Source organism: Nocardia sp. NBC_01499, from assembly GCF_045040275.1.
Lineage (GTDB): Bacteria > Actinomycetota > Actinomycetes > Mycobacteriales > Mycobacteriaceae > Nocardia.
The window spans coordinates 1,680,035-1,699,980 of sequence record NZ_CP109426.1 but is presented as its reverse complement, the minus strand read 5'-3'; the positions used below and the strand labels follow the sequence as shown (position 1 = coordinate 1,699,980).

General features: G+C 62.6%; 22 protein-coding genes and 1 pseudogene. 7 read left to right on the top strand and 16 right to left on the bottom strand.

Going from position 1 to position 19,946, the window contains the following annotated elements; translation table 11 throughout:
- Positions 1 to 28 precede the first annotated feature (28 nt).
- The 3 genes from OG203_RS07760 to OG203_RS07750 all read left to right on the top strand — a co-directional run bounded on the left by OG203_RS07760 (position 29) and on the right by OG203_RS07750 (position 3,697).
- Entirely contained in the window at positions 29 to 892 is an 864-nt protein-coding gene (locus OG203_RS07760) for an SDR family oxidoreductase (RefSeq protein ID WP_405164993.1), read from the top strand.
- Between the two features lie 12 nt (positions 893 to 904).
- Entirely contained in the window at positions 905 to 2,800 is a 1,896-nt protein-coding gene (locus OG203_RS07755) for a CocE/NonD family hydrolase (RefSeq protein WP_405164992.1), read from the top strand.
- 132 nt (positions 2,801 to 2,932) lie between these two features.
- Positions 2,933 to 3,697, top strand: coding sequence for an SDR family oxidoreductase (locus OG203_RS07750; RefSeq protein WP_405164991.1), 765 nt, complete (start codon positions 2,933 to 2,935; stop codon positions 3,695 to 3,697).
- A 1-nt stretch (position 3,698) separates the two neighbouring features.
- Here the strand turns inward: OG203_RS07750 and OG203_RS07745 are convergent, their stop codons facing one another.
- Positions 3,699 to 4,166, bottom strand: a complete 468-nt coding sequence (locus OG203_RS07745) for an NUDIX domain-containing protein (RefSeq protein WP_405164990.1) — start codon at positions 4,164 to 4,166, stop codon at positions 3,699 to 3,701.
- A 283-nt stretch (positions 4,167 to 4,449) separates the two neighbouring features.
- The gene (locus tag OG203_RS07740) at positions 4,450 to 5,736 is read right to left on the bottom strand and encodes an IS256 family transposase (RefSeq protein WP_405164989.1); all 1,287 of its coding nucleotides are present in this window, start codon (positions 5,734 to 5,736) and stop codon (positions 4,450 to 4,452) included.
- A gap of 142 nt (positions 5,737 to 5,878) precedes the next feature.
- Between OG203_RS07740 and OG203_RS07735 the strand changes: the two genes are divergently transcribed.
- Positions 5,879 to 7,057 carry a hydroxylase gene (locus OG203_RS07735; RefSeq protein WP_405164988.1) on the top strand — a complete coding sequence of 393 codons (1,179 nt, stop codon included), beginning with the start codon at positions 5,879 to 5,881 and terminating at the stop codon, positions 7,055 to 7,057.
- A gap of 16 nt (positions 7,058 to 7,073) precedes the next feature.
- Here the strand turns inward: OG203_RS07735 and OG203_RS07730 are convergent, their stop codons facing one another.
- On the bottom strand, positions 7,074 to 7,214 hold the full coding sequence (locus tag OG203_RS07730) for a hypothetical protein (protein ID WP_405164987.1): 141 nt from the start codon (positions 7,212 to 7,214) through the stop codon (positions 7,074 to 7,076).
- Positions 7,215 to 7,236: 22 nt separating this feature from the next.
- On the bottom strand, positions 7,237 to 8,181 hold the full coding sequence (locus tag OG203_RS07725; protein WP_405164986.1) for an SDR family NAD(P)-dependent oxidoreductase: 945 nt from the start codon (positions 8,179 to 8,181) through the stop codon (positions 7,237 to 7,239).
- 101 nt (positions 8,182 to 8,282) lie between these two features.
- On the opposite strand from OG203_RS07725, the pseudogene OG203_RS07720 reads away from it, so the two are divergent.
- Positions 8,283 to 8,441 (top strand): annotated as a pseudogene (locus tag OG203_RS07720) (transcriptional regulator); the annotation flags it as partial.
- A 189-nt stretch (positions 8,442 to 8,630) separates the two neighbouring features.
- On the opposite strand, the gene OG203_RS07715 reads toward OG203_RS07720, so the two are convergent.
- The 4 genes from OG203_RS07715 to OG203_RS07700 form a co-directional block, all read right to left on the bottom strand.
- On the bottom strand, positions 8,631 to 8,834 hold the full coding sequence (locus tag OG203_RS07715; protein WP_405164985.1) for a DUF397 domain-containing protein: 204 nt from the start codon (positions 8,832 to 8,834) through the stop codon (positions 8,631 to 8,633).
- A 33-nt stretch (positions 8,835 to 8,867) separates the two neighbouring features.
- Positions 8,868 to 10,126, bottom strand: a protein-coding gene (locus OG203_RS07710) for an IS3 family transposase (protein WP_405162070.1) whose coding sequence is annotated in 2 segments (ribosomal slippage) — positions 8,868 to 9,853 and positions 9,853 to 10,126 — 1,260 coding nt in all. Because the reading frame shifts where the segments join, the coding sequence is not laid out codon by codon here.
- Complete coding sequence (locus OG203_RS07705) at positions 10,084 to 10,983, bottom strand: helix-turn-helix domain-containing protein (protein WP_405164984.1); 900 nt, start codon at positions 10,981 to 10,983, stop codon at positions 10,084 to 10,086. Before OG203_RS07705 ends, OG203_RS07710 begins: the two co-directional genes overlap by 43 nt.
- Complete coding sequence (locus OG203_RS07700) at positions 10,980 to 11,888, bottom strand: IS5 family transposase (RefSeq protein WP_405162543.1); 909 nt, start codon at positions 11,886 to 11,888, stop codon at positions 10,980 to 10,982. Before OG203_RS07700 ends, OG203_RS07705 begins: the two co-directional genes overlap by 4 nt.
- Before the next feature lie 708 nt (positions 11,889 to 12,596).
- On the opposite strand from OG203_RS07700, the gene OG203_RS07695 reads away from it, so the two are divergent.
- Together OG203_RS07695 and OG203_RS07690 are read left to right on the top strand one after the other, a co-directional pair.
- Positions 12,597 to 12,887, top strand: coding sequence for a hypothetical protein (locus OG203_RS07695; protein ID WP_405164983.1), 291 nt, complete (start codon positions 12,597 to 12,599; stop codon positions 12,885 to 12,887).
- Positions 12,888 to 13,087: 200 nt separating this feature from the next.
- Positions 13,088 to 13,363, top strand: coding sequence for a hypothetical protein (locus tag OG203_RS07690; RefSeq protein ID WP_405164982.1), 276 nt, complete (start codon positions 13,088 to 13,090; stop codon positions 13,361 to 13,363).
- Between the two features lie 706 nt (positions 13,364 to 14,069).
- Here the strand turns inward: OG203_RS07690 and OG203_RS07685 are convergent.
- The 8 genes from OG203_RS07685 to OG203_RS07650 form a co-directional block, all read right to left on the bottom strand.
- On the bottom strand, positions 14,070 to 14,501 hold the full coding sequence (locus tag OG203_RS07685; RefSeq protein WP_405164981.1) for a hypothetical protein: 432 nt from the start codon (positions 14,499 to 14,501) through the stop codon (positions 14,070 to 14,072).
- Positions 14,486 to 15,298, bottom strand: a complete 813-nt coding sequence (locus OG203_RS07680; protein ID WP_405164980.1) for a hypothetical protein — start codon at positions 15,296 to 15,298, stop codon at positions 14,486 to 14,488. The genes OG203_RS07685 and OG203_RS07680 overlap by 16 nt, the downstream gene beginning before the upstream one ends.
- 18 nt (positions 15,299 to 15,316) lie before the next feature.
- Positions 15,317 to 15,628 carry a hypothetical protein gene (locus tag OG203_RS07675; RefSeq protein ID WP_405164979.1) on the bottom strand — a complete coding sequence of 104 codons (312 nt, stop codon included), beginning with the start codon at positions 15,626 to 15,628 and terminating at the stop codon, positions 15,317 to 15,319.
- Positions 15,625 to 16,341 (bottom strand): hypothetical protein, encoded by a 717-nt coding sequence (locus OG203_RS07670; protein WP_405164978.1) that lies wholly within the window; start codon positions 16,339 to 16,341, stop codon positions 15,625 to 15,627. Before OG203_RS07670 ends, OG203_RS07675 begins: the two co-directional genes overlap by 4 nt.
- Positions 16,342 to 16,413: 72 nt before the next feature.
- On the bottom strand, positions 16,414 to 17,190 hold the full coding sequence (locus tag OG203_RS07665) for an ESX secretion-associated protein EspG (protein WP_405164977.1): 777 nt from the start codon (positions 17,188 to 17,190) through the stop codon (positions 16,414 to 16,416).
- 37 nt (positions 17,191 to 17,227) lie between these two features.
- Positions 17,228 to 18,511 (bottom strand): hypothetical protein, encoded by a 1,284-nt coding sequence (locus OG203_RS07660; protein WP_405164976.1) that lies wholly within the window; start codon positions 18,509 to 18,511, stop codon positions 17,228 to 17,230.
- The gene (locus OG203_RS07655) at positions 18,508 to 18,933 is read right to left on the bottom strand and encodes a hypothetical protein (RefSeq protein WP_405164975.1); all 426 of its coding nucleotides are present in this window, start codon (positions 18,931 to 18,933) and stop codon (positions 18,508 to 18,510) included. The genes OG203_RS07660 and OG203_RS07655 overlap by 4 nt, the downstream gene beginning before the upstream one ends.
- A 34-nt stretch (positions 18,934 to 18,967) precedes the next feature.
- Entirely contained in the window at positions 18,968 to 19,504 is a 537-nt protein-coding gene (locus OG203_RS07650) for a DUF3558 domain-containing protein (protein ID WP_405164974.1), read from the bottom strand.
- Positions 19,505 to 19,946: the final 442 nt, after the last annotated feature.

Here is a 19,946-nt window from a genome sequence, read left to right as displayed (position 1 = left end):
GGGCGCTAGTGAGGCGGAGTCGGGAGCTATGACGACGTTCAAGGGCAAGAGCTGCTTGATCACCGGGGCGGCCAGCGGTCTCGGCCGCAGCATCGCATTCGCGGTCGCGGCCGAGGGGGCCTCGCTGATCCTGACCGATATCGACGCGGAGGGTCTGCAGGAGACCGCGACGCTCGCGCGCGCGATGGGCGCGAATGTACACCTCGCGGCGACCGCCGATGTCAGCGAGCACGACCAGGTGGTCGCCCTGGCGGCCAGGGCGCACGACGAGGTGGACAGCGTCGACATCGTCATGAACGTGGCCGGGATCGCGACCTGGGGCACCGTCGACCGGCTGACCCACACGCAGTGGCGCCGCACCATCGACGTCGACCTGATGGGCCCGATCCACATCATCGAGGAATTCCTGCCACCGATGATCGCGGCGGGCCGCGGCGGGCACCTGGTGAACGTGTCCTCGGCCGCCGGGCTGTTCGGGCTGCCGTGGCACGCGCCGTACAGCGCGGGCAAATTCGGCCTGCGCGGGGTGTCGGAGGTGCTGCGATTCGATCTGCGCCAGCACGGTATTCGGGTGAGCCTGGTCTGTCCTGGCGCGATGGCGACCCCGATGGCCGACAGCCTGGACATCGCGGGCATCGACCGCACCGCCGAGACGGTGCAGCGCGCCATGGCGTTGTTCCTGCGGCGCGCGGTGACCCCGGAGGCCGCGGCGCGCTCGATCGTGCGCGGGGTCGAGCGCAACACCTATCTGGTCTACACCTCGAACGACATTCGCATCGGGCACCTGGCACAACGGTATTTCCCGCCGTCCTACGAGCTGGTCATGCGCGGCCTGAACTGGGCGATGAGTCGCTATATCGATCAACAGGCCACGACGACCACCGTGCGCTGAGAGGACCCAACCATGGCACAGCCGCTGACCACCACCGCGGCGACGGTGCCGCCGAATCATCGATTCGATATCGGGCCCGTCCGGTATTCGAAGTTGTTCGGCGCCAACACCGTTCCCCTCTCGATGTCGGATGGCGCGATCCTCACCGCCGACATTCTCCGGCCCGGGGATGGCGCGGGGCCCGCGCGCGAGCCGCTGCCGGCCATCATCAACTTCACCCCGTACAACAAGATGATCAACCGTCGCGGCATGCGCTGGCACAACACGCTGCGTGCGCTGGCTCAGCGGGTTGGTTCCTCGGATCGGCAGCGGTTCACCGCGCGCGACGTGTTGCACACGCCAGCGGGCGGGATCCTGGAACCGTTCGCGATCAACCGCACCGCGGTGCGCCGCGGGTACGTCGGGCTGATGATCGATGTGCGCGGCACCGGCACCTCCACCGGAAGCTGGGACTTCTTCCAGCCGCGTGAGCAGCAGGACTATCTGGAGGCGGTCGCGTGGGTGCGCGAACAGCCCTGGTGCAACGGTGAATTCGCGGTGACCGGGGTGTCCTACGGCGCCATCTCCGCGCTGATCACCGCGGGCCTGCGGCCGGAGGGCCTGCGCGCCGTGTTCGCCATCGAGGCGGGCGAGGACCCGGTGCGCGAACTCGGCCTGACCGGTGGCGTGCCGACGCCGGGGATGCTGCTGTGGATCCTCGCCGTCACCGGCTTCAAATGGCTACCCTCGGTGTCCGGTCTGCTGCGCGCCGGAATGACCAAGCAGTTCCTGCGCGATCGCATCGCCGACCCGGCCGGTTGGGTGCGGCACGCGATCGACATCGGGCTCACCGAGAATCATCCCGACAGTTTCCTCAACCCGATGTGGGCGAGCAAGCTGGCGCGCTTCGAGGACATCACGGCACCGACCTGGATCCACGGCGGCTGGCACGACGTCTACAACCGCTCCAACTTCCGCATGTTCGATCGAATCCCGTTGTCCGGCGGGCAAAAACAGGTATTCGTCGATGACTCCTACCACCTCACCGTCGGCTCGGGTCTCGGTGCTCCGGACAGTCCGCAGGCCCTCGACGAGCTGCAATGCGCGTTTTTCGACAGGTGGGTCAAGGGCATCGATAACGGCATCGACCGCTACGGTCCGATCACCGTGCGCAGGCAAGGTGGCGGACAGTGGTTGCGGCACAGCGAGTTTCCGGATCCCGAGGCGTCCGTGGGGCGGCTCTATCTGAACTCCGAAATCACCGGCACGGCAACGCATGCCGGTACCGACGCTGGCCTGTCCGTCGAGCCGGACGAGATCGAGTCGCGACTACCGCTGCCGTTCGGACGAATCCGCATGGCGTCCAACAACACCGGCATACTGAGCATGGGCGCGACCGTGCTCTTCAGCCGCCGCTTCGCCACCGATGACCGGCACGCCGAGGCCGGTGCCGTCACATTCACCAGCGAGCCATTCGCCGAAGACACCATCCTGTCCGGCCCGATGAACCTGCACCTGAACGCGGAAGCCGAAGGCCAGGACGCATTTTGGTCGATCACCATCTGCGACGTCGAACCGAACGGCGCCTCGGTCCCGATCACCCGCGGCGCCCTACTGTCCACCCTCCGCGCCATCGACACCGCGGCCAGCGGATACCTCGACGGCGAACTCCTGTTCCCCCTGCACACCCTCACCGCCGAATCCGTCCTGCCGGTAACCCCCGGCGAACCGTTCGCCATCGACATAGAGATCAACCCCACCGAAGCCCTCCTCCGCGCAGGCCACCGACTACGAATCGCCGTGAGCCGCACCAGCTTCCCCCGCCACTTGATCCCCCCATGGAAACAACGCACAATCACCGGCCAAACCATCGTCCTAGACCCCGCCCACCCCAGCTACCTCACCCTGCGGACAGGGCGTGCCGACTAGAGCTTGCGCAGATGATCGGCGTGCCCGCAACACCTTTCGGCTGTGTCGTTCGGCACCGGTCGCCGGGATTGTCCCTTTGGCGTATATCGCTACCATGTACTACAAGTCGTAGTAGAGCATGGAGGGGAAGTCATGAACAAGCTGCAGGGCAAGGTCGCCCTGGTCACCGGATCCAGCCGCGGGATCGGCCGCGGTATCGCCCGTCGCCTCGCGCGGGACGGGGCACTCGTCGCAGTGCACTATTCGACCAATGAGCAGGCGGGCAAGGAGACCGTCCGGCGGATCGAGGAGGAGGGCGGTCAGGCATTCCTTGTGCACGCCGAACTCGGTGCGCCAGAGGCGATCTCGGAACTGTTCACTCAACTGGAGCCGGAACTGCTCACCCGCACCGGCACCACACGCCTGGACATCCTGGTCAACAACGCGGCCCACGCGGGATTCACCGGCGCGATGCCCGAGGACGTCACCCCGGAAATGTTCGACCGCCACATAGCGGTGAACGCGAAGGCTCCCTACTACCTGACTCTGCGCGCCCTGACCTCGATGCCGTCCGGCGGGCGCATCATCAACATCTCCTCTGGTATGACCAGAACGTCCCTACCGTCGCAAATCTGCTACGCGATGAGCAAAGGCGCCATGGAACAAATCACCCTGCAACTGGCCCTGCACATCGCTCCCCGCGGCATCACCATCAACACCGTCGCCCCGGGAGTCACCAACAATGGCGACCCGGTTTTCGATGATTCCGCCACCGTCGCCCAAATGTCCGAGTGGTCCGCTTTCAACCGAGTGGGCGAGGTCTCCGACATAGCCGACGTCGTAGCCTTCATCGCCTCTGAAGACTCCCGCTGGATCACCGGCTCCTACATCGACGCCAGCGGCGGCACGCTCCTCTGATCTACCAGTTCTTCGCACCGAGCGACGCGTGCTCCGGCCACCCGAACAGCCCGAAATGCTGCTTGCGCCGAAACATATCGATACCCGCGCGGGTACTGAGAATTGTCTCCTCTGGAATATCGTCGAATCCGAACCACCGCAGATCCGAGCAGCGTTCAGGCTCCCGATTATGCGGTTCGCCCGACCAGGTATCGGCGTGAAAGATGAACACAACCAACGCCTGCCCCGGCGGCGACTGGATATGCATCGACGCAACCATCCGCACGTCATCGCGCTCCAGCCGTATCCCGATCTCCTCGTCGGCCTCCCGAATCACAGCCGAAAGAACATCCTCCCCTTCATCGAGCCGCCCGCCGGGAGCATTCCACTCCCCATCCCCGAATTCGGTGTTCCTGCGCCGCGCGAGCAGCACCTTCTCCCCGCTGCTCAACAACAACTGCACCCCGACAACACTCCGAAAGATCGTCAACGGCCCTCCTGATCGGATCCCAACAGACGGCCGCTGATGAAGGCCAGTTCGATGGCTCGATCGTAGCCAATCCCACCCCCACACGCCCACGGCCGCGGCCCTGCTGGTCAACCGATCATGGGGAACTGGTGGCGGCATTGTTCGAGAAGCCGACGCCGCCAGTTCCCCGTGATCACTCGTCCAGTAGTGCACCCGTCCTCGCGGGCGAGATTGTCGGGATTGCGCGATCCTCGTCGGGCCGATTTCGGGACTATCTCGCTAACGGTGTTTCCGGCGGTTTCTCTCAGTAGGTTTGGGCGTTGGGCCAGCGGTCGGCGAAGGTGATCGCGAAGGCGTTGACCGCGGGTTTCCAGCGTTGTGTCCATCGTGCCTGACCGCGCCCGGTTGGGTCCAGGGACCTGGTGACCAGGTAGAGGCATTTCAACGCGGCTTGCTCGTTCGGGAAATGACCTCGGGCCTTGATCGCTCGCCGGTAGCGCGCGTTCAAGGACTCGATCGCGTTGGTAGAGCAGATCACCCGCCGGATCTCGACGTCGTAGTCGAGGAACGGAATGAACTCCTCCCACGCGTTGTCCCAAAGACGAACTATCGCAGCATATTTCGTGCCCCACTTCTCGGTGAGGTCATCGAGCGCGGTACGGGCCGCAGCGGCATTGACTGCGGTATAGATCGGTTTCACGTCGTGGCGCAACCCATCCCAGTCCTTGCGGGAAGCCAGGCGGAAAGTGTTGCGGATCAGGTGGATGATGCAGGTCTGCACGATCGCCAACGGCCAGATATTGCCGACGACCTCGGGGAGCCCTTTGAGCCCGTCACAGACGACGAAGAAGGTGTCTTTGACACCGCGATTGCGCAGGTCGGTGAGCACGCTCATCCAGAACTTCGCGCCTTCGCCACCGGTGCCGGCCCATAACCCGAGCACGTCTTTGCCGCCCTCGACCGTGACCCCGATCGCGGCATAGATCGGCCGGTTGGCGACTTGACCGTCGCGGACCTTCACCACGATGGCATCGATGAAGACCGCGGCGTAGACCGCATCAAGGGGCCGATGGGCCCAATCCTGCATTTCCTCGATCACCTTGTCAGTGATCCTCGAGACCGTTTCCTTCGACACCGAGGCGCCATAGATTTCAGCGAAGTGCGCCGAAATCTCGCCTGTGGTAAGGCCTTTGGCATACAACGACAACACGATCTCATCGACCCCGGTCAACCGACGCTGGCGTTTCTTGACGATCTGCGGCTCGAAGGAGCCCTCCCGGTCACGGGGAACCTCGATCGGCACATGACCGGTCGCTTCGGTCAGCACCGTCTTGGACCGAGTCCCGTTACGGATGTTGGCTGATTCCCGATCGACCGGTGCTGAGTTCTTGTCATAGCCGAGGTGTTCGGTCATCTCCTCGTTCAACGCCGTTTCCAGCACGGCCTTGGTGAACTGCTTGAGCAGCCCATCCGGGCCGGTCAGCGACAAACCCTGTTCCTTGGCCATCCGGACCAGCTCCGCCGCTGCCACGGCCTCCGGCGAGGACTCACGAGCCTTCTTCTTCGATGCCACGACATCCAGTGTCGTCATCACAGCACCCTTCCCGCTGAACTTCACTCAGCGCGTTAGGCCGGAAACCACCGTTAAATCCACAGTCCCCCGATTTCCCGCCGGCACACTGGAACGTGTTCTAGTTTGGAGGGAACGGATCAGTGGAAGGGATGGGATGGTTGTGGGGCAGGTTTTGGAGCGGATCGAGGGGTTTGCGGAGGAGATTCGGGTGGCGGGGGGTGAGGGGGAGAAGTTGATGCGGCTGGCCGAGGGGTCGGTGCTGCGGTTGCGGGATGCGGGGGCGATTCGGATGTTGCAGCCGAAGGGGTATGGGGGGCTCGAGGTGCATCCGCGAGAGTTCGCGGAGACGACGATGGCGATCGGGGCGATGGACGGGGCGACCGGGTGGGTTACCGGGATCGTCGGTGTACATCCCTGGGAGTTGGCGTTTTTCGATACCAAGGCGCAGGACGAGGTGTGGGGGCAGGATCCGGATACCTGGATGGCTTCGCCCTATGCGCCGATGGGGGTTGCGCGGCCGGTGGATGGTGGGTATCTGCTCAGCGGACGGTGGTCGTTTTCCACGGGGACCGATCATTGTCAGTGGGTGATGATCGGGGCGGCGGTCGGCGATGAGCAGGGCAAGCGGTTGATGCCGCCGCGGACGTTGCATGTGTTGTTGCCGCGCAGCGACTATGAGATCGATCAGCAGAGTTGGGATGTTGTTGGACTCCGCGGTACGGGGAGTAAGGATCTGATCGTCAAGGACGCGTTCGTTCCGGCGTATCGCACCATTGATGCGGCGAAGGTGTTCGATGGCACCGCGCCGAAGGAGGCGGGGCGCGGCGAGACGCTCTACAACTTTCCATTCTCGTGCATTTTCCCGCTCGGCATCACCTCGTCGCTGATCGGTATTGCCGAGGGCGCGTTGGCATGTCATATCGCCGCGCAGAAATCGCGGGTGGCGATCACCGGCGTCGCGATCAAAGACGACCCATATGTGCTGTTCGCGATCGGGGAGGCGGCTGCCGAGATCGCGGCGTCGCGGGCCGCGATCCTCGAAACGGTGGATCGGTTCTGGGACATGGTCGAGAAGGGGCAGGAAGTCAGCTTCGAGATGCGCGCGATCGGCCGTCGCACCCAAACCGCGGCCGCGTGGCGGGTGGTCCGGGCCGTTGACGAGATCTTCGCGCGGTCGGGTGGCGGTGCACTGCAAATGAAGACGCCGCTGCAACGCTTCTGGCGGGACGCGCACGCGGGACTGTCCCACGCGATCCACGTGCCCGGCTCGATTTTCCACTCGTCCGCGCTGATTCAGCTCGGCGGTGAGCCGCAGGGAATCCACCGCTCGATGATCTGATCGTCGCCATGTCGTATTACTCCTTGGTGGCGAGATCCTTCGCGCAGGCGTCGAGGATTCGCCCGAACACGTGGCCGACAACGGTTCTGGCGATCTTGCCTACGATCGGGCCGACATCGATGGCGCTGGTCCAGACCACCCGTGTACCGCCCGGCACCGTCGAGCGCTCCAGCAGGGTCCTATGCCAGGTAGCTCGAGGACTCCTCCCACAGCCGTTCGGCGTTCGCGTGGTCGAGGGCGTATGGCGCAACGCTGTTCATGAATACGGCGGTGAGCGGCGTCATGGACGGTCGTCGATCGACCGGCAATGCCTCGGCGCAGTCCGCGAAGTAGCGCCCGCTGACACCCTCCATCAGTGCCGACACCGCCAGCAGCACGGGGGTGGCCGCGCCCTGCTCCACCGTTTTGCGCAGCTCGTCGCCGACGGTGAAGCCGCCCGTCCCGCTCAGGTGTCTACGCAGATTGGTCGGCACGGAACCGGGGGCGACGGCATTGACCGCGATGCCGTCGTCGGCCCAGCGGGCGGCCGCGGCGACGGCGAACAGGATGTTGGCGGTCTTCGACTGGCCATAGGCGGGAAAGGGTTCGTACGGCCGGAAGTTGAAGTGGATATCGTCGAAGACGATCGGGGAGAACAGATGTCCGGAGGAAGCGACCGAAACAACCCGGGCGCCATCGGCTTCCGCGAGCGCCCGGTGCAGCGCGACCGTTAAGGCGAAGTGCCCCAGGTGATTCACCGCGAACTGCGTCTCCCAGCCCTGCGGCGTGCGCCGCAACTCCGGCAACGCCATCACGCCGGCGTTGTTGACCAGCAGGTGCAGCGGCCCTGCCCAGTCCGCGGCGAATTTCGCCACCGACGCCGGGTCGGCCAGTTCCAGTCGTGCCACCCGAACGTTCCGGTTACCGGTGGACTCGGTGATGGCGGCGGCCACCGCCGCACCTGCCGCCTCGTCGCGCACCGCAAGCACGACCTCGGCCCCTCGGTCCGCCAGCACTCGGGCGGTTTCGGTGCCGAGTCCGGAAGACGCCCCGGTGACGATCGCTCGCTTGCCGGACAAATCAACCCCGTCGGCCACCTCGGCAGCGGTCGACCGGGGTCCGAAAGGTGTCGTAATGAGTGTCATGCCTGCCACGTTGCCGCCTCGGGCACGGCATACCCAGAGCCCTGTCGACACTGGTAGTGACAGGAACAGGCACAACCGCGCCCGCGGTCGTACGTGGTCACATGGTGAGCGACAATCGCACGGGCACCCCGCTCGGCAAATACCTGCGAGCCCGCCGCGAACTGGTCCGCCCCGAAGACATCGGCCTGACTTCTACCGGGCGGCGTCGGGTCCCGGGTCTGCGCCGTGAGGAATTGGCGTTGCTAGCCGGGGTCACATCTTGGTTACGCACTACATAACTGATTGACTCAGCGGAGGTCGGCCGTCCGTCGGACTAGGGTGCTCGTATGCTGCCGGACCGCATGGGGGTAAAGGGATTCGTTGCCGCTCATCGCTTTTCGCTGTCCAGCTAACGAAGAGCCCCTTACCCAGTTCGCAGCGGACCGGGCAGGGGGCTCTTTTCGTGCGTCTCAGGTTCGGTCGAACTGTCCGGTCTGAGCACCGACGATGAAGGCGTCCCACGCCGAGGACGTGAACACCAGCGCAGGCCCGGTCGGATTTTTGCTGTCACGCACACCAACCATGCCCTCCGCGATGTGGGCAATCTCCACACAGTCCCCGCCCTGGTTGCTGTAGCTGCTCTTGAACCAGTTGGCTCCGGAAACGTCGGTCACCTGGAGTGAACCGTCCCCACTTTCCGGCCGGCTTCATGGTTGAGTCATCACCGGCTGGGATGGCTGTTGTTGAGCGTAATAGGCGGCTTCGTACTCGACGGGTGGGATATGGCCGAGCAGGCTGTGCAGCCGCTGGTTGTTGTACCAGTCGACCCATTCCATCGTCGCGTACTCGACATCGTCGAGCGCCCGCAGTGGCCCGGTGAGAAACGGGCTGTCACGGGCGAGGGCTTCGGTCTTGAACAGCCCGATCGTCGACTCCGCCAGGGCGTTGTCGTAGGCATCGCCGATACTGCCGATCGAGGCCGCAATCTGTTCTGCGGCAAGGGTTTCTGCGAATCTTATCGAGGTGTATTGCGATCCCGCGTCGCTGTGATGGATCAATCCATCCTCAACGGCGTGACCATCGTGATCGCGCCGCCACAGCGCCATTCTCAGTGCGGTGGTGACCATGGCAGTGTCCTTGATCGTGGCGGCCTGCCAGCCCACGATGGAACGGGAGAAGCAGTCGATCACGAACGCCACATACACGAACCCCGACCAGGTGGGCACGTAAGTAAAGTCGGTGACCCACTTGCGATTTGGCTCGGTTGCGGTGAAGTCGCGGTCGAGAAGGTCCGGGGCGCGGCGATGACCGGCGCCTTTCCCGCCGATCGTGGTGCGGTGTTTGCCGCCGCGGACCACGCCCGACAGACCTTCGTCACGCATGAGTCGGTCGACGGTGCCGATCCCTACCTGGAGGCCCTGGCGGCGCAGATACGGGGTCATCTTGCGGCGCCCATACATTCCCTCGGGCGTGCCGATGGTGGCCAGCAATGCGTCGGTCAGGCGCGCGTCGGTCACTGTCCGCGCCGAAGCCGGCGCGGTTTTCCAGTTCCGATAGGTTCGTCCGGCGACCTGCACGCCCTGCTCGGTGAGCACGCGACAGATCGGATCGACCCGGAAACCCAGCCCCCGCATCTGATCGATGAACGCACAGATCACCGGCGGCGCGGGTCGATCTCCCGCGCGAAGAAAATCGAGGCAGCTTTCAGAATCTCGTTGGCCTCCTTCAGATCTCGGACTTCGCGTTCGAGTTCTTTGATCCGCGCCTGCTCCGCACTCGTCACACCGGGAGCCTTCCCGGTGTCAATCTGGGCCTGCTTCACCCAGACCCGCAACGACTCCGGGTGGACACCGAGCTTCGGGGCGAGCGCCTGGCAGGCGGCATACGCCGACGGATACCCGTCGAGGCGGTCCAGCACCATCTTCACCGCACGCTCACGCTGCTCGATCGGATAACGCTTGGGCATGGCCCACATCCTTCACAAGGAAAGAAGCGGCCGAAAAGCCGGGGCGGTTCAGAGTGCTCCTCTGCGATCTGCTGGACTAGCGCCCTACTACTGTGTTGATCTAACGCTACCCGGTCCAGGTCCCTGATGGCCTGTCGGTGGTACTCGATGGCGCTGGTGTCCTCCAGGGATAGCAGCGACTTGAACCCCTCTACGAAAACCACTGGCGGCATGGTCATTCGACCGTCGCGGAGGGCTGGCAACTCGAACAGGGTGAACGACTGAACCACCAAGCCAAGATGACCTTCCGCGTCGAACGGGACAACTCGGATCGAAGCCTTCGTGATGTCCAGGTGTCTCAGTTGCTCACGCATCACTCCAGGCCCCCCGACCCGGTAGCGCAACACGCTTTCCGACAAGAAGACCTCGGGGACAAACCCGAGATCATCTGTCAGCCGTCGTTGCCTGCGCGCGGTTAGTTCCAGTTCACGTTCGACATCGACAGCGGTCATCGCCGGGTTGGCTGCGGTAACGATCCATCGCCGGTACTCCGGCGTCTGCAACAACCCCGGAAGCAAGGTCAACTGAAACGCGATCATGCGCTGACAAGCCTGCTCCAGGGCTGCGAAATGATCGAAGTTTGAATTCACGAGGTCCGAGTAGCCCCGCCACCAACCACTGGCGGGATCGCCCTTGGCCTCTTTCGCCTCCGCGAACAGCTCCAGGGCTTCTTCGCGTTCCTCCGGGCTGGCGTCGTACAGGCTAAGAAGCTCTTCGAGCTGGCTGGTTCGGATGCGGGTTGGTGTTCCCGCTTCGAGCCGCAGAACCGTCTGTTTGGACTCCTCGATGTGCAGACCTGCTGCTAGGGCTTGTTTCATAAGTCGGGGCATCGGAGCCACTGGTTGATGGCGGCGATGTGGATCGTGGCCAGGTAGCGGACGGCGAGTTTGTCGTATCTGGTTGCGACAGCACGGTGTTGCTTGAGCTGGTTGATGCCGCGTTCGACAGCGTTGCGGTTTCGGTAAGCCTCGGAGTCGAAGGCCGGTGCCCGACCGCCGGCCGAGCCGCGGTTACGGCGGTGAGCCACCTGGTCACCCGGGATTGCGATGGTGGCTTTGATCCCGCGTTGGCGCAGGTAGGCGCGGTTGGCGCGGGAGGAGTAGGCCTTATCGGCCAGGACCCGATCTGGTCGGACCCGCGCCCTGCCCAGTCCGAGGCGTGGCACTCGGATCGAGGCGAGCACGGCGGCGAAATGCGGGCTGTCACCGGCTTGGCCGCCGGTCAGTAGCAACGCCAGAGGCCGTAGGCCCTGCTCACAGGCCAGGTGCAGTTTCGTGGTCCATCCGCCACGCGAGCGACCCAGCGCGTGGTCGGCGGGTTCGACTTCGACCCCGCCGGGTGGATGTTTCTGCCCGTCGCCGTCGCGGCGGGCGCCAGCGGCGTGCTGGTGGGCCCGCATGATGGTGGAGTCCACACTGATCTGCCAGATGATCGCGCCGACAGCATCAGCGAAGGCCTGCAACATTTTCAGGATCAAGGCCCACCTCCCGCCACGCTGCCAGCGCCGGAACAGCCCATAGATCGTCTGCCACTGCCCATACCGCACCGGCACATCCCGCCACGGCGTGCCGGTGCGGGTCCGCCACCGGATCCCGTCGATGAGCTGCCGTTTCGTCCACTTCGGCGGACGGCCCGCCTTCACACCACGGGGCAGCAACGGCTCCAACCGCGCCCACTGGGCATCGGTCAGATCCGCACGCCCCGCGACCGATACGCTGGTCACGAGGTCTCCGGTATTCAAGGTTTTGCTTGGTCGCTAAACCCCTTTACCGGAGACCTCCCTCGCATCAGGTCACCAACACGCCAACCACCGCAACAACTTTCAGCTCATCTGCGCTGCCCCAGCACTTATGAAACAGGCCCTAGCTGACTCTTTTTAGCGCGCTCGCGCATAGCCTTCATGCGCTGCCCTAGAGCCCATCGGGGGAGCATGGACCCGGCCATTGCTTAGCCTCCCTTACCTAATTCGGTCCAGTAAGCACCGGGTTTTATTGGAACGGTACGTACTGGACTGATCCGGAGTGGACCTAATTCCGATTGTATTGGAATGTACGTGTTGGACGGTCCTGTTGGCGATTTTGGGTGTCTACTGGGATCTGCATCTGGTGAACGGAAAGTCTCGCGCCACTGTTCGCGAGAGCACCGTGATCGGCATGGCGATTTTCTGATCGACGGTGGCCAGCGTTAGATCCTCGAGGGCCGTTCGCCAGGTGCTTCCAAACCCGAACCTCTGGGGAGGAATCCCAATGGAGCTGAACCACAACGAGAATCCGGACTTGTCCGACCAGGCCACTGCCGAAGCGCAGCTTGATGAACATACGTTTTGCCCCATCACTGCGTGCCCGGCGAAGCTTCAGGCTAAGACGTTTCTGCTGTCGATAGGAGCACTCCGGCTTCGGAAGACCGCGCATAACCGGCTGGGGTACTGACCGTGAGCGACCTCGAAGACGCAGAGTTGCGTGCCTTGGAAGACGTGATCAACGCCGTTAGCGCCCGGATGCTCGAACTTGCCGCCAACGGCAACCCGATCAAGGCAAGCCCCGCTCGGGTGTACGCGGCCGTGCTGCACGCGGTGCTGAAGAGCGCGCGGGCATCGGGACACTTCGGTGCCGGAAGCCTGGTGAAAGCGTCCCTGCTGGATTCGATCCTGGACGGAGTCGAGGGGTCCGCCCGGGATGACGCAGTATTCGCCTCGCTGATCAACCAGTTCGCCCACAACTAAAGAGGCTTCCCCGCGCAACCAGGCATCCGACACGGCTCCGGCCATCGGAGGTTGTTACGGGGGTCGGGGAACCCCGGGTGTTTGCGGACCCAGCGCCCCGACGAACGACTATACGAGGAGCCGTGATGAAGAGGCCGACAGCTCTGGGCTATCTCCGTAAAGACGTGTCCGGCGTAGCCCAAACATGGCATGAGTCCCAGATGCGGAGTCTTGCAAAGAGGCTCGGCTACAACCTTGCGAAGACAGTCGTGTTCGGCGCTGGTACGGAACGCCCGATCGATGCTCTGCTCAATGTGGCGCGACGGATAGCCGCTGAGGCCGTGATCGTGCCCAGCGCAGCGCACTTCGAGGGCGACACCATTCCCGGCGATCTGCTGAAGGTGGTCGACGTGATCACTGTCATGCCCGAAGCCACCCATGCCCGCTGGTCGCTGCACCCCTCACGGTGGAGTAGCGGACCAAAGGGCCGTTCCTAATGAGGTGGAATCAGGTAAATCCACTGCGGTACATAGTTTCTCGCATCGCGCTTATCGTTCTCGAACGCGCGTGGCGGGGCGAAACACTAACCGAGCTATACGCAGTCGAGATGATCCCAGACCCACCCGTCGACGGCCGGGAGCGCGGCACGGACCTAGTAAAGGGCACCTTGGCCGAATGCCTGAAGGCATTAGAGGCGGGGGCGGCAGTGGAGGGAGTGACGTTGATGAACGAGTACAGCTATCGGGTAGAACGCGCAGACGGACACCACATCATCCGGGTCTCTCGAGTTCAAAAACAGACATCATGATCGGCGTAGGTTAGTTCCTCGACGCCGACCAGCCTCTCACAAGAAGCGAACCTCGAATTATGACCCAGACACCTGACCCACCACACGAAACTGGCGTTCCGGCGCAGCAACGTGAGGGTCCGGAGCTTACCCGGTTGAGTGTCAACGTGACTCAATCCACGCTGAACGCGTTGCGCGAATACTCCATAACCCACGGCGTCACAGTTACCGAATCCGTGAGACGCCTCGTCGCATATGGGAATGTCATATATCAGGCCAACCGTGCGGGTAAGAATATTCTATTCGAGAGCGACGGTCAGGTTGAACGGGTACTGATCATCGACTAATCGACCTCCTCTGCCCCAGATATTTACTCGCACGCCCCACCACGGGTGAACGAGATCCGGTCGGGATATCTATGTCAGCGGCTTCGACGGCTTGGGTCGCGAGCCGCCGTGCCAAAGAAGCCAGTATCCCTGCAACCACAACCCAAATAGAAGGTAGAAGTGGAGCGGTAAGAGTGCGATGGCAGCCGTGACAAACCCGGCTATGATCAAGCCGATGACCGCAAGACTGGCCGCCAAGAATGCCGAACATACGGCAATCCGCGACTTACCGGCCGGTACCGTATTCCAGCCAGCAACTGTACCCCACACCTGTACCACGAATACTGAGATCATTATCGTCGCCAAGACTGCGGATTCGGCTCCATCCATAATGCGGATAGCAATAAAGGCCATGAGTATGCTTGGAATCATGCAGGTGAACGGCAGAATTCTTCGGTCACGTCGATTGAGTTTGGCCTGACGATCCAGCGCGTAGGAGTGTTCGCTCAATTCAGTCGCCACTTCGACTCTTTGTCTCCGTCGACGGATGCGTCACTGAAGGAATTCGCGAACGATTCTGGCCAATGCCGTTTACCATCCGCGCCCTGAGGGAAGCCGCTGTTGTCTGAAACGGCTGAGTCTATGTTGCCAAACGCGGTCGCTTGACCTGCCACGAGTCCCGCGATTCCGCTCACTGCGGCCCAGATTGCCGCTGTAGTAATCCCGGCATCAGCTAGAAAGGCCGCCAAGCTTGCCGGAGCGCCGAATCCCGTGCATAAAAGTCCGATCTCGGCGACGCATGCCGCAATGAATTGGTAGGTAATTAAAGCGATTCCAGAATAGAAAAGGAGCCCCGATCCGGCTGCCGTCATTAAAACCAATCCAGTTTTATCCCCAGCGTCGGCAACTTTTCCCGCAGCTGCGGACTGCGTGGTGGCTGTTCGCGTGTACGACACCTGAGCCGCACCTTTCCACAAACGGATCGCGGCAAGGTTGTTCGGATCAAGTGTGCTCTGCACACCGGAGGCGGTTCCTTTGACGTCGTACCAGTCGAGGGCACGCGTGAACATCGTCACCGGCGCCCAAGCGGATTTCAAGATATCAACAATCTTATCCCATAGCCATTTGCATCCCTCGATCATCTTTTCGGCACATTTTTTGATGACGCTTACCAAGCCGGGAACCCAGTCAACCCAGTCAACATCCAATGCTGTACTTCGAGCATTCGGTATGCCGGAGCCGATTTGTTTCCCGATATCATCTACATAGCCTTCGAGCTTCTTTATAATCTCATTGAAGGATGAGACATCAAAATCCATTGCAAAACCTCATTCCACTCACCATAAAGTTTCGAAATTATGTTTACCGGCGACGTCTTCGGCATCGTACGTATCCGCGCACACCTGTAGTGTGCTGCCGACCTCCTCGAAACGCTGCGAGCCTTCGTGGCAGAATCCTGAAAGCTTATGAACCAACTCGGTATGCTTGTCGACAATAGTCTGAAAAATTCCACCGTCGACTCGCCCGAATTCCAGGCCATCTATTTTGGTCTTCAGGCCCTCCATCGTGTCGGCTTCTGTTGTCCAGGTGCGTGCTTCGTTACGGAGAGCGCCGGTAGCTACTTGCAGTTCCTGTGGTGTGGGACTCACCGGAATCCTCCTGTTGGCGTATCGCGAGATGTGACCAGTGTGCCTAAAGCGTCCGTGATCAGGGTTGATATTCGGTGGCTGGAATCCGTGGTACTCATTGTGTGGAGAGCAGCGTCATAGGACTGTTTCAGTGCCCCAGCAATAGTCCTGCCGGAAACATTTCGACCCCAAGCCAACGAGACGCTGCAATTTACGATTGTGCTGCGGGCATCAATTTCGACTCGAGTATCCACTTCATCATCGATTTCGTGCACGCCGACGAATCGGCTCGGCGAATCCGCAGCACCGCTCTCCATCATGTGGAGTGCTTCGTTGGCGAGTTGGCTTGCGCTGAGGTGGGGGCCGCCTGTCGGTTGCGGTAGCTCTAATCGAGTAGGTTCCATGTCTTCGATTCGCAACTTGTCCATCTTGGACATGACGTCGCTCGCGACGACATCGCGCATTGTTGCCTCGACGCGTTCAGCGTTGGCATTCTTAATTGCGGTCATTATTCCTGCCGCAATCTGTCCGGCTTCTAGATGCTCCGGCCAGTCGTCCGAAATATTGATATCGACTGCCTTACCCGAGCGATCGAGAGTTATCTCGATTGTCCCGGTGTCATCACATCCAGAAACGCACTCGGGGCCTGCTGCCTGCGCCTGTTTCAATAATTTTCCCATTTCCTGCGTATAGGCATGGAATCTTGCCAGATCATCAAGCATATCTTCGAGCATCAGAGTCGATCCTCCCATCGTGTACGTCTCTCATCATTCATATATGTTCCATTCTCGGGTTCGTAGCAGCCGTTACCACGCATCGGCGGCGTCTTCCTGGAGGTACTGGGCGGCTTTGTCGATCCATGCCGCGAATAGTGTGGACAAGGCAGCGGGTGTAGATGGCCGGACGGTGATGTGTTCGAGGGTCCGTTGCTCGGTGTAGCGTCCGTCGTCGGTGATGTCGTACCAGCGGATCGTGGTCACGGCAGGTGGGCGACCGAGTATCGAGCCGACCAGCAGACCGGCACTGCCGCCGCCGTCGGCGAGGCGGCCGAGTAGGCGCTGATACTGCTCGCGTGGGGTGTTGTGGGAAACGTCTTCAAAGTAGTTGTCGTCGCGTTGATCGACATCGCCGGAATGGAATGTCGCAGGCGCGCCGCCGCCCGGAGTACACGGCGGGATGAGGCGGACGATCTGGGCAGGCAGAGTCTCGGTGCGGCACAGGGATAGTCGGATTGGCCCATCTTCGCCGTCGGTTGCGGTTTGACGAAGCACCACGGCGTGGTAAAGGTTACGAGCGCCGACGATCCGGTACTCCTTCATCCTGTTGTGATTGTCGCTGTGTCTGGTGGTTCCGCCGAGGATTTCGATCCGAATGTCGGAAGTCGTCAGGGTATGCACCGCGAGCTCGATTTTCTCCATCTCTTCAGCGCTGCTGCGCTCCCGAACGCTGACGCGGTGGGTGTGGAACGCCTCCGCCGTGGTGAAGCGGCTACGGAAATGCAGCGGCCGGGGAAACCGGTCGACCGCAGCGCTAAACCAGAAAGCCGCGAAATCGTCAGGCTCCCAAGTCCATTCAATACTCATTCGTCCCTAAGCTCACCCTTGCGGCGAGCGACTGTCGCTATCCGGTGCTCGGTCGCGGTCGCGGTCGGGGTCGAGGACCGGGTGGTTCGCTGGTCGCCTCACGTGGCGCTGGTTTGTCCTCATTCTTCGCCGTCGAGGCGGCTGGTACCCCGTCACCAATCACTGGGCTTATGACCGTGTGCGAAACTCCTAAAAGTTCCTCGGTGTTCTGGCGGTTGATCAGGTAGTCGGGAGTTTCGTGCTCTGACTCCTCGTCTTTGCCGCGTCCGCCACCCGTTCCTGGTGCCATCATCCCCGGCGTTCCGGGCGCGCCCCGGCCCGCCGCTGAAGCGGCAGCCGCCGCAGGCACGGTGCCGGGGACTGCGCGCACGCCCGGAATGCTGCGCCCGGGGCCAGGCGGGGCCGAGGGCTTCGCGCCAGGAATACCGGGACTCCCGGGGCGAGAGGTTCTACTCGGAGATCCGGTGACTGTGTCCGGGGTTGCGGAGGTTGGTGTGACGCTTGCTGGGACGGTGGGTGGTGAGGGCTGGCTCGTCGACGGGTTGTAGCCGGTGGGCGTGGTCGAGGTGCTAGCGGGCGTCGTTGTGGTGCTGGCAGGCGTGGTCGACTCCGGCTGTCCGGTGGATGTGGATGGCTCGGCCGGTGTCTGTGACGGGCTCGGCGTGTTTTGGTCTCCGGGCTCGGGCGTGCTGGACGTGCCAGAGTTGTTGGGAGCGGGCGGTTTACCGCCGGTGTCGATGCTGGTGCCGGTATCGACTGAAGGGGTTGGGGATATGTCGAGCGGGTGATCGACACTCGTCGGGTGTGGCAGAACAGGGAGCGTGGAGTGGATCTGCGAGAACGGGGCGACGTAGCGTTGGGCCATCACGTCGCGGGCCTCGGCTTCGGCGTCGTTGCGGCGGCCTTCCAATACCGCTCTGTTCCACGGATATCCGTCGAGGTCATACCACGGGGGATCGCCGATCAATTCCGGAACACCGTTTTTGGTGTCGGTGGCTGCGGTCGCCGCACTATTCACGTGCGAACTCATCGCCGAGAAGGTGCCGGTCAGCTTGTCCGCCTCGCCGGTGTAGCGCTTGATCGCCTCCACCGACGCCGACGCGGCGGCCCCTTCCCAAGCGGAGGCGATGGTCGCCTGCATACGCTGCCGGAAGGTCTCCAGTCCTTGACTCCATTTGGTCCCGGCCTCGGCGTATCGGGTTGCCGCACCGTGGGCGGAGTCGGCGGCGACCTTGTCGAAGGTCTGCTTGATGCCGGGATGTATCCAGCAACTCGGCCAGTCGCCAAAAGGCACGGCGCTGGGCGGCTCGTTCGGCGTCACCGGCCCTGCTCCTGTTCCAGAGATGCGAGCGTATTGCGGAACCGGGCGGCCCATGCGTCGTCGTGCTCCATCAACCGATTACGCACTTCCTCGTGCAGCCGCCGGATGTCCTCCACCACTCCGAAATGCTCCTCGAGAACCGCGAAGTGAGAATCGGGTCCGCCGTTGGCTTTGTCCCGGAACTGTTGCCCCAGCGCAGGCGCGCCCATCAATCCTGAACCAGGATGGTCACCGAACCCCCACGTCTGAATCTGTGAGATGGCGAGCATGTCCTGCTGAACTGCTGCGATGACTTCCTTGAAGCGGGTGCACTCATGGTCGATGGCGGCGAACTCTTCGGGCTCCATCCGCACGACCAACCGGCCCTCACGGGCTTCGGTGATCAGGTTCGCCAACGGGGTCGGCTTCGGGTCATCTGCCATGTTCATCCCTCCCGTGAACGTACGGTCAGCTCTGTCACGCACCAGCCGGGACGCTGGGCATGACCTTCTCCGCCAGCGCCCGGGCCAGCTGACATGAGTCGAGATTTCCGGTTTCTTTCCTCGACGGCGGATTGTTCAGGTTGACCTCGAGGCTGCCGTCGCGCATCTCCACATTCACCGCGCACACCGCCATGACATAGGGGCCTTCGAACTGATGCGTCGAGATCGCTTGGCGGCCAGCGATAGTGAACTCGCGGGTGTCGGTGAAATTGCGGGCGCGGACCATCGGCACGGTCAGGTTCGTGGTGCGGATGCTTACCGAGTAGCTGTCCCCGCCGCGCACCACCCATGCGCAGCCACGCCACATCACCCCGTTCGGCGAATCCGCGTCGTCCCGGCCGGTGGGCTTGAGCTTCTCTGCCTCCAGCACGGATGCGGGAATACCGGTACACGGGTCGAAGCCTCGCGGTACGTCTGTAGCCGTAGCGGTAGTCGTCGTTGACGTGCTGGGCGAGCCGGTACCGCCACTCGATCCACACCCCGCCACCACCAGCCCAGCGGCGAAGAGCATCACCGCTACTCGTACCCCTGCGGTGGTCCTGGCGCGTCCGGCGACAGTCCAAGTTGACGGTTGCTCAGTGAGCCACCGTGCATAGGAAACCATCGCAACCCCTCGCCCCTCGGATGTAACTGCCGCCCCCAGAGATTGAGCGACATCACAACGTGTGGATCAAATGTACACGGAGGGGGTGCCGGGCACGTACGGCGTCAGGATCTCCGGGTGGGCCGGACTCGCCCTCGCTGTGTCAGGTGATGCTGCCCGGCGGTGTCGTGCTCGATGGCTGTTACCGGCGAGTAGCTACCACCTCGGGGCCATCACGCAAGAGCTCCGTCCAAACTTTTTTCGAGAAACTTCCGCATCCGACCGAAATGGACTCTTACCGGGGGATCGTTCGATTCGCGGCACGGCGGCGAATGCGTTTGGAAGTCATTTGGTGGACTTTTGGTGGACT

Bases quoted from the DNA above. Each gene is read 5' to 3' on its own strand.
- OG203_RS07705 (WP_405164984.1), bottom strand. From the start codon at position 10,983: ATGAAACAAGCCCTAGCAGCAGGTCTGCACATCGAGGAGTCCAAACAG.
- OG203_RS07650 (WP_405164974.1), bottom strand. From the start codon at position 19,504: ATGCTCTTCGCCGCTGGGCTGGTGGTGGCGGGGTGTGGATCGAGTGGC.
- OG203_RS07740 (WP_405164989.1), bottom strand. From the start codon at position 5,736: ATGACGACACTGGATGTCGTGGCATCGAAGAAGAAGGCTCGTGAGTCC.
- OG203_RS07760 (WP_405164993.1), top strand. From the start codon at position 29: ATGACGACGTTCAAGGGCAAGAGCTGCTTGATCACCGGGGCGGCCAGC.
- OG203_RS07690 (WP_405164982.1), top strand. From the start codon at position 13,088: ATGCGGAGTCTTGCAAAGAGGCTCGGCTACAACCTTGCGAAGACAGTC.
- OG203_RS07755 (WP_405164992.1), top strand. From the start codon at position 905: ATGGCACAGCCGCTGACCACCACCGCGGCGACGGTGCCGCCGAATCAT.
- OG203_RS07725 (WP_405164986.1), bottom strand. From the start codon at position 8,181: ATGACACTCATTACGACACCTTTCGGACCCCGGTCGACCGCTGCCGAG.
- OG203_RS07750 (WP_405164991.1), top strand. From the start codon at position 2,933: ATGAACAAGCTGCAGGGCAAGGTCGCCCTGGTCACCGGATCCAGCCGC.
- OG203_RS07665 (WP_405164977.1), bottom strand. From the start codon at position 17,190: ATGAGTATTGAATGGACTTGGGAGCCTGACGATTTCGCGGCTTTCTGG.
- OG203_RS07655 (WP_405164975.1), bottom strand. From the start codon at position 18,933: ATGGCAGATGACCCGAAGCCGACCCCGTTGGCGAACCTGATCACCGAA.
- OG203_RS07670 (WP_405164978.1), bottom strand. From the start codon at position 16,341: ATGCTCGAAGATATGCTTGATGATCTGGCAAGATTCCATGCCTATACG.
- OG203_RS07680 (WP_405164980.1), bottom strand. From the start codon at position 15,298: ATGGATTTTGATGTCTCATCCTTCAATGAGATTATAAAGAAGCTCGAA.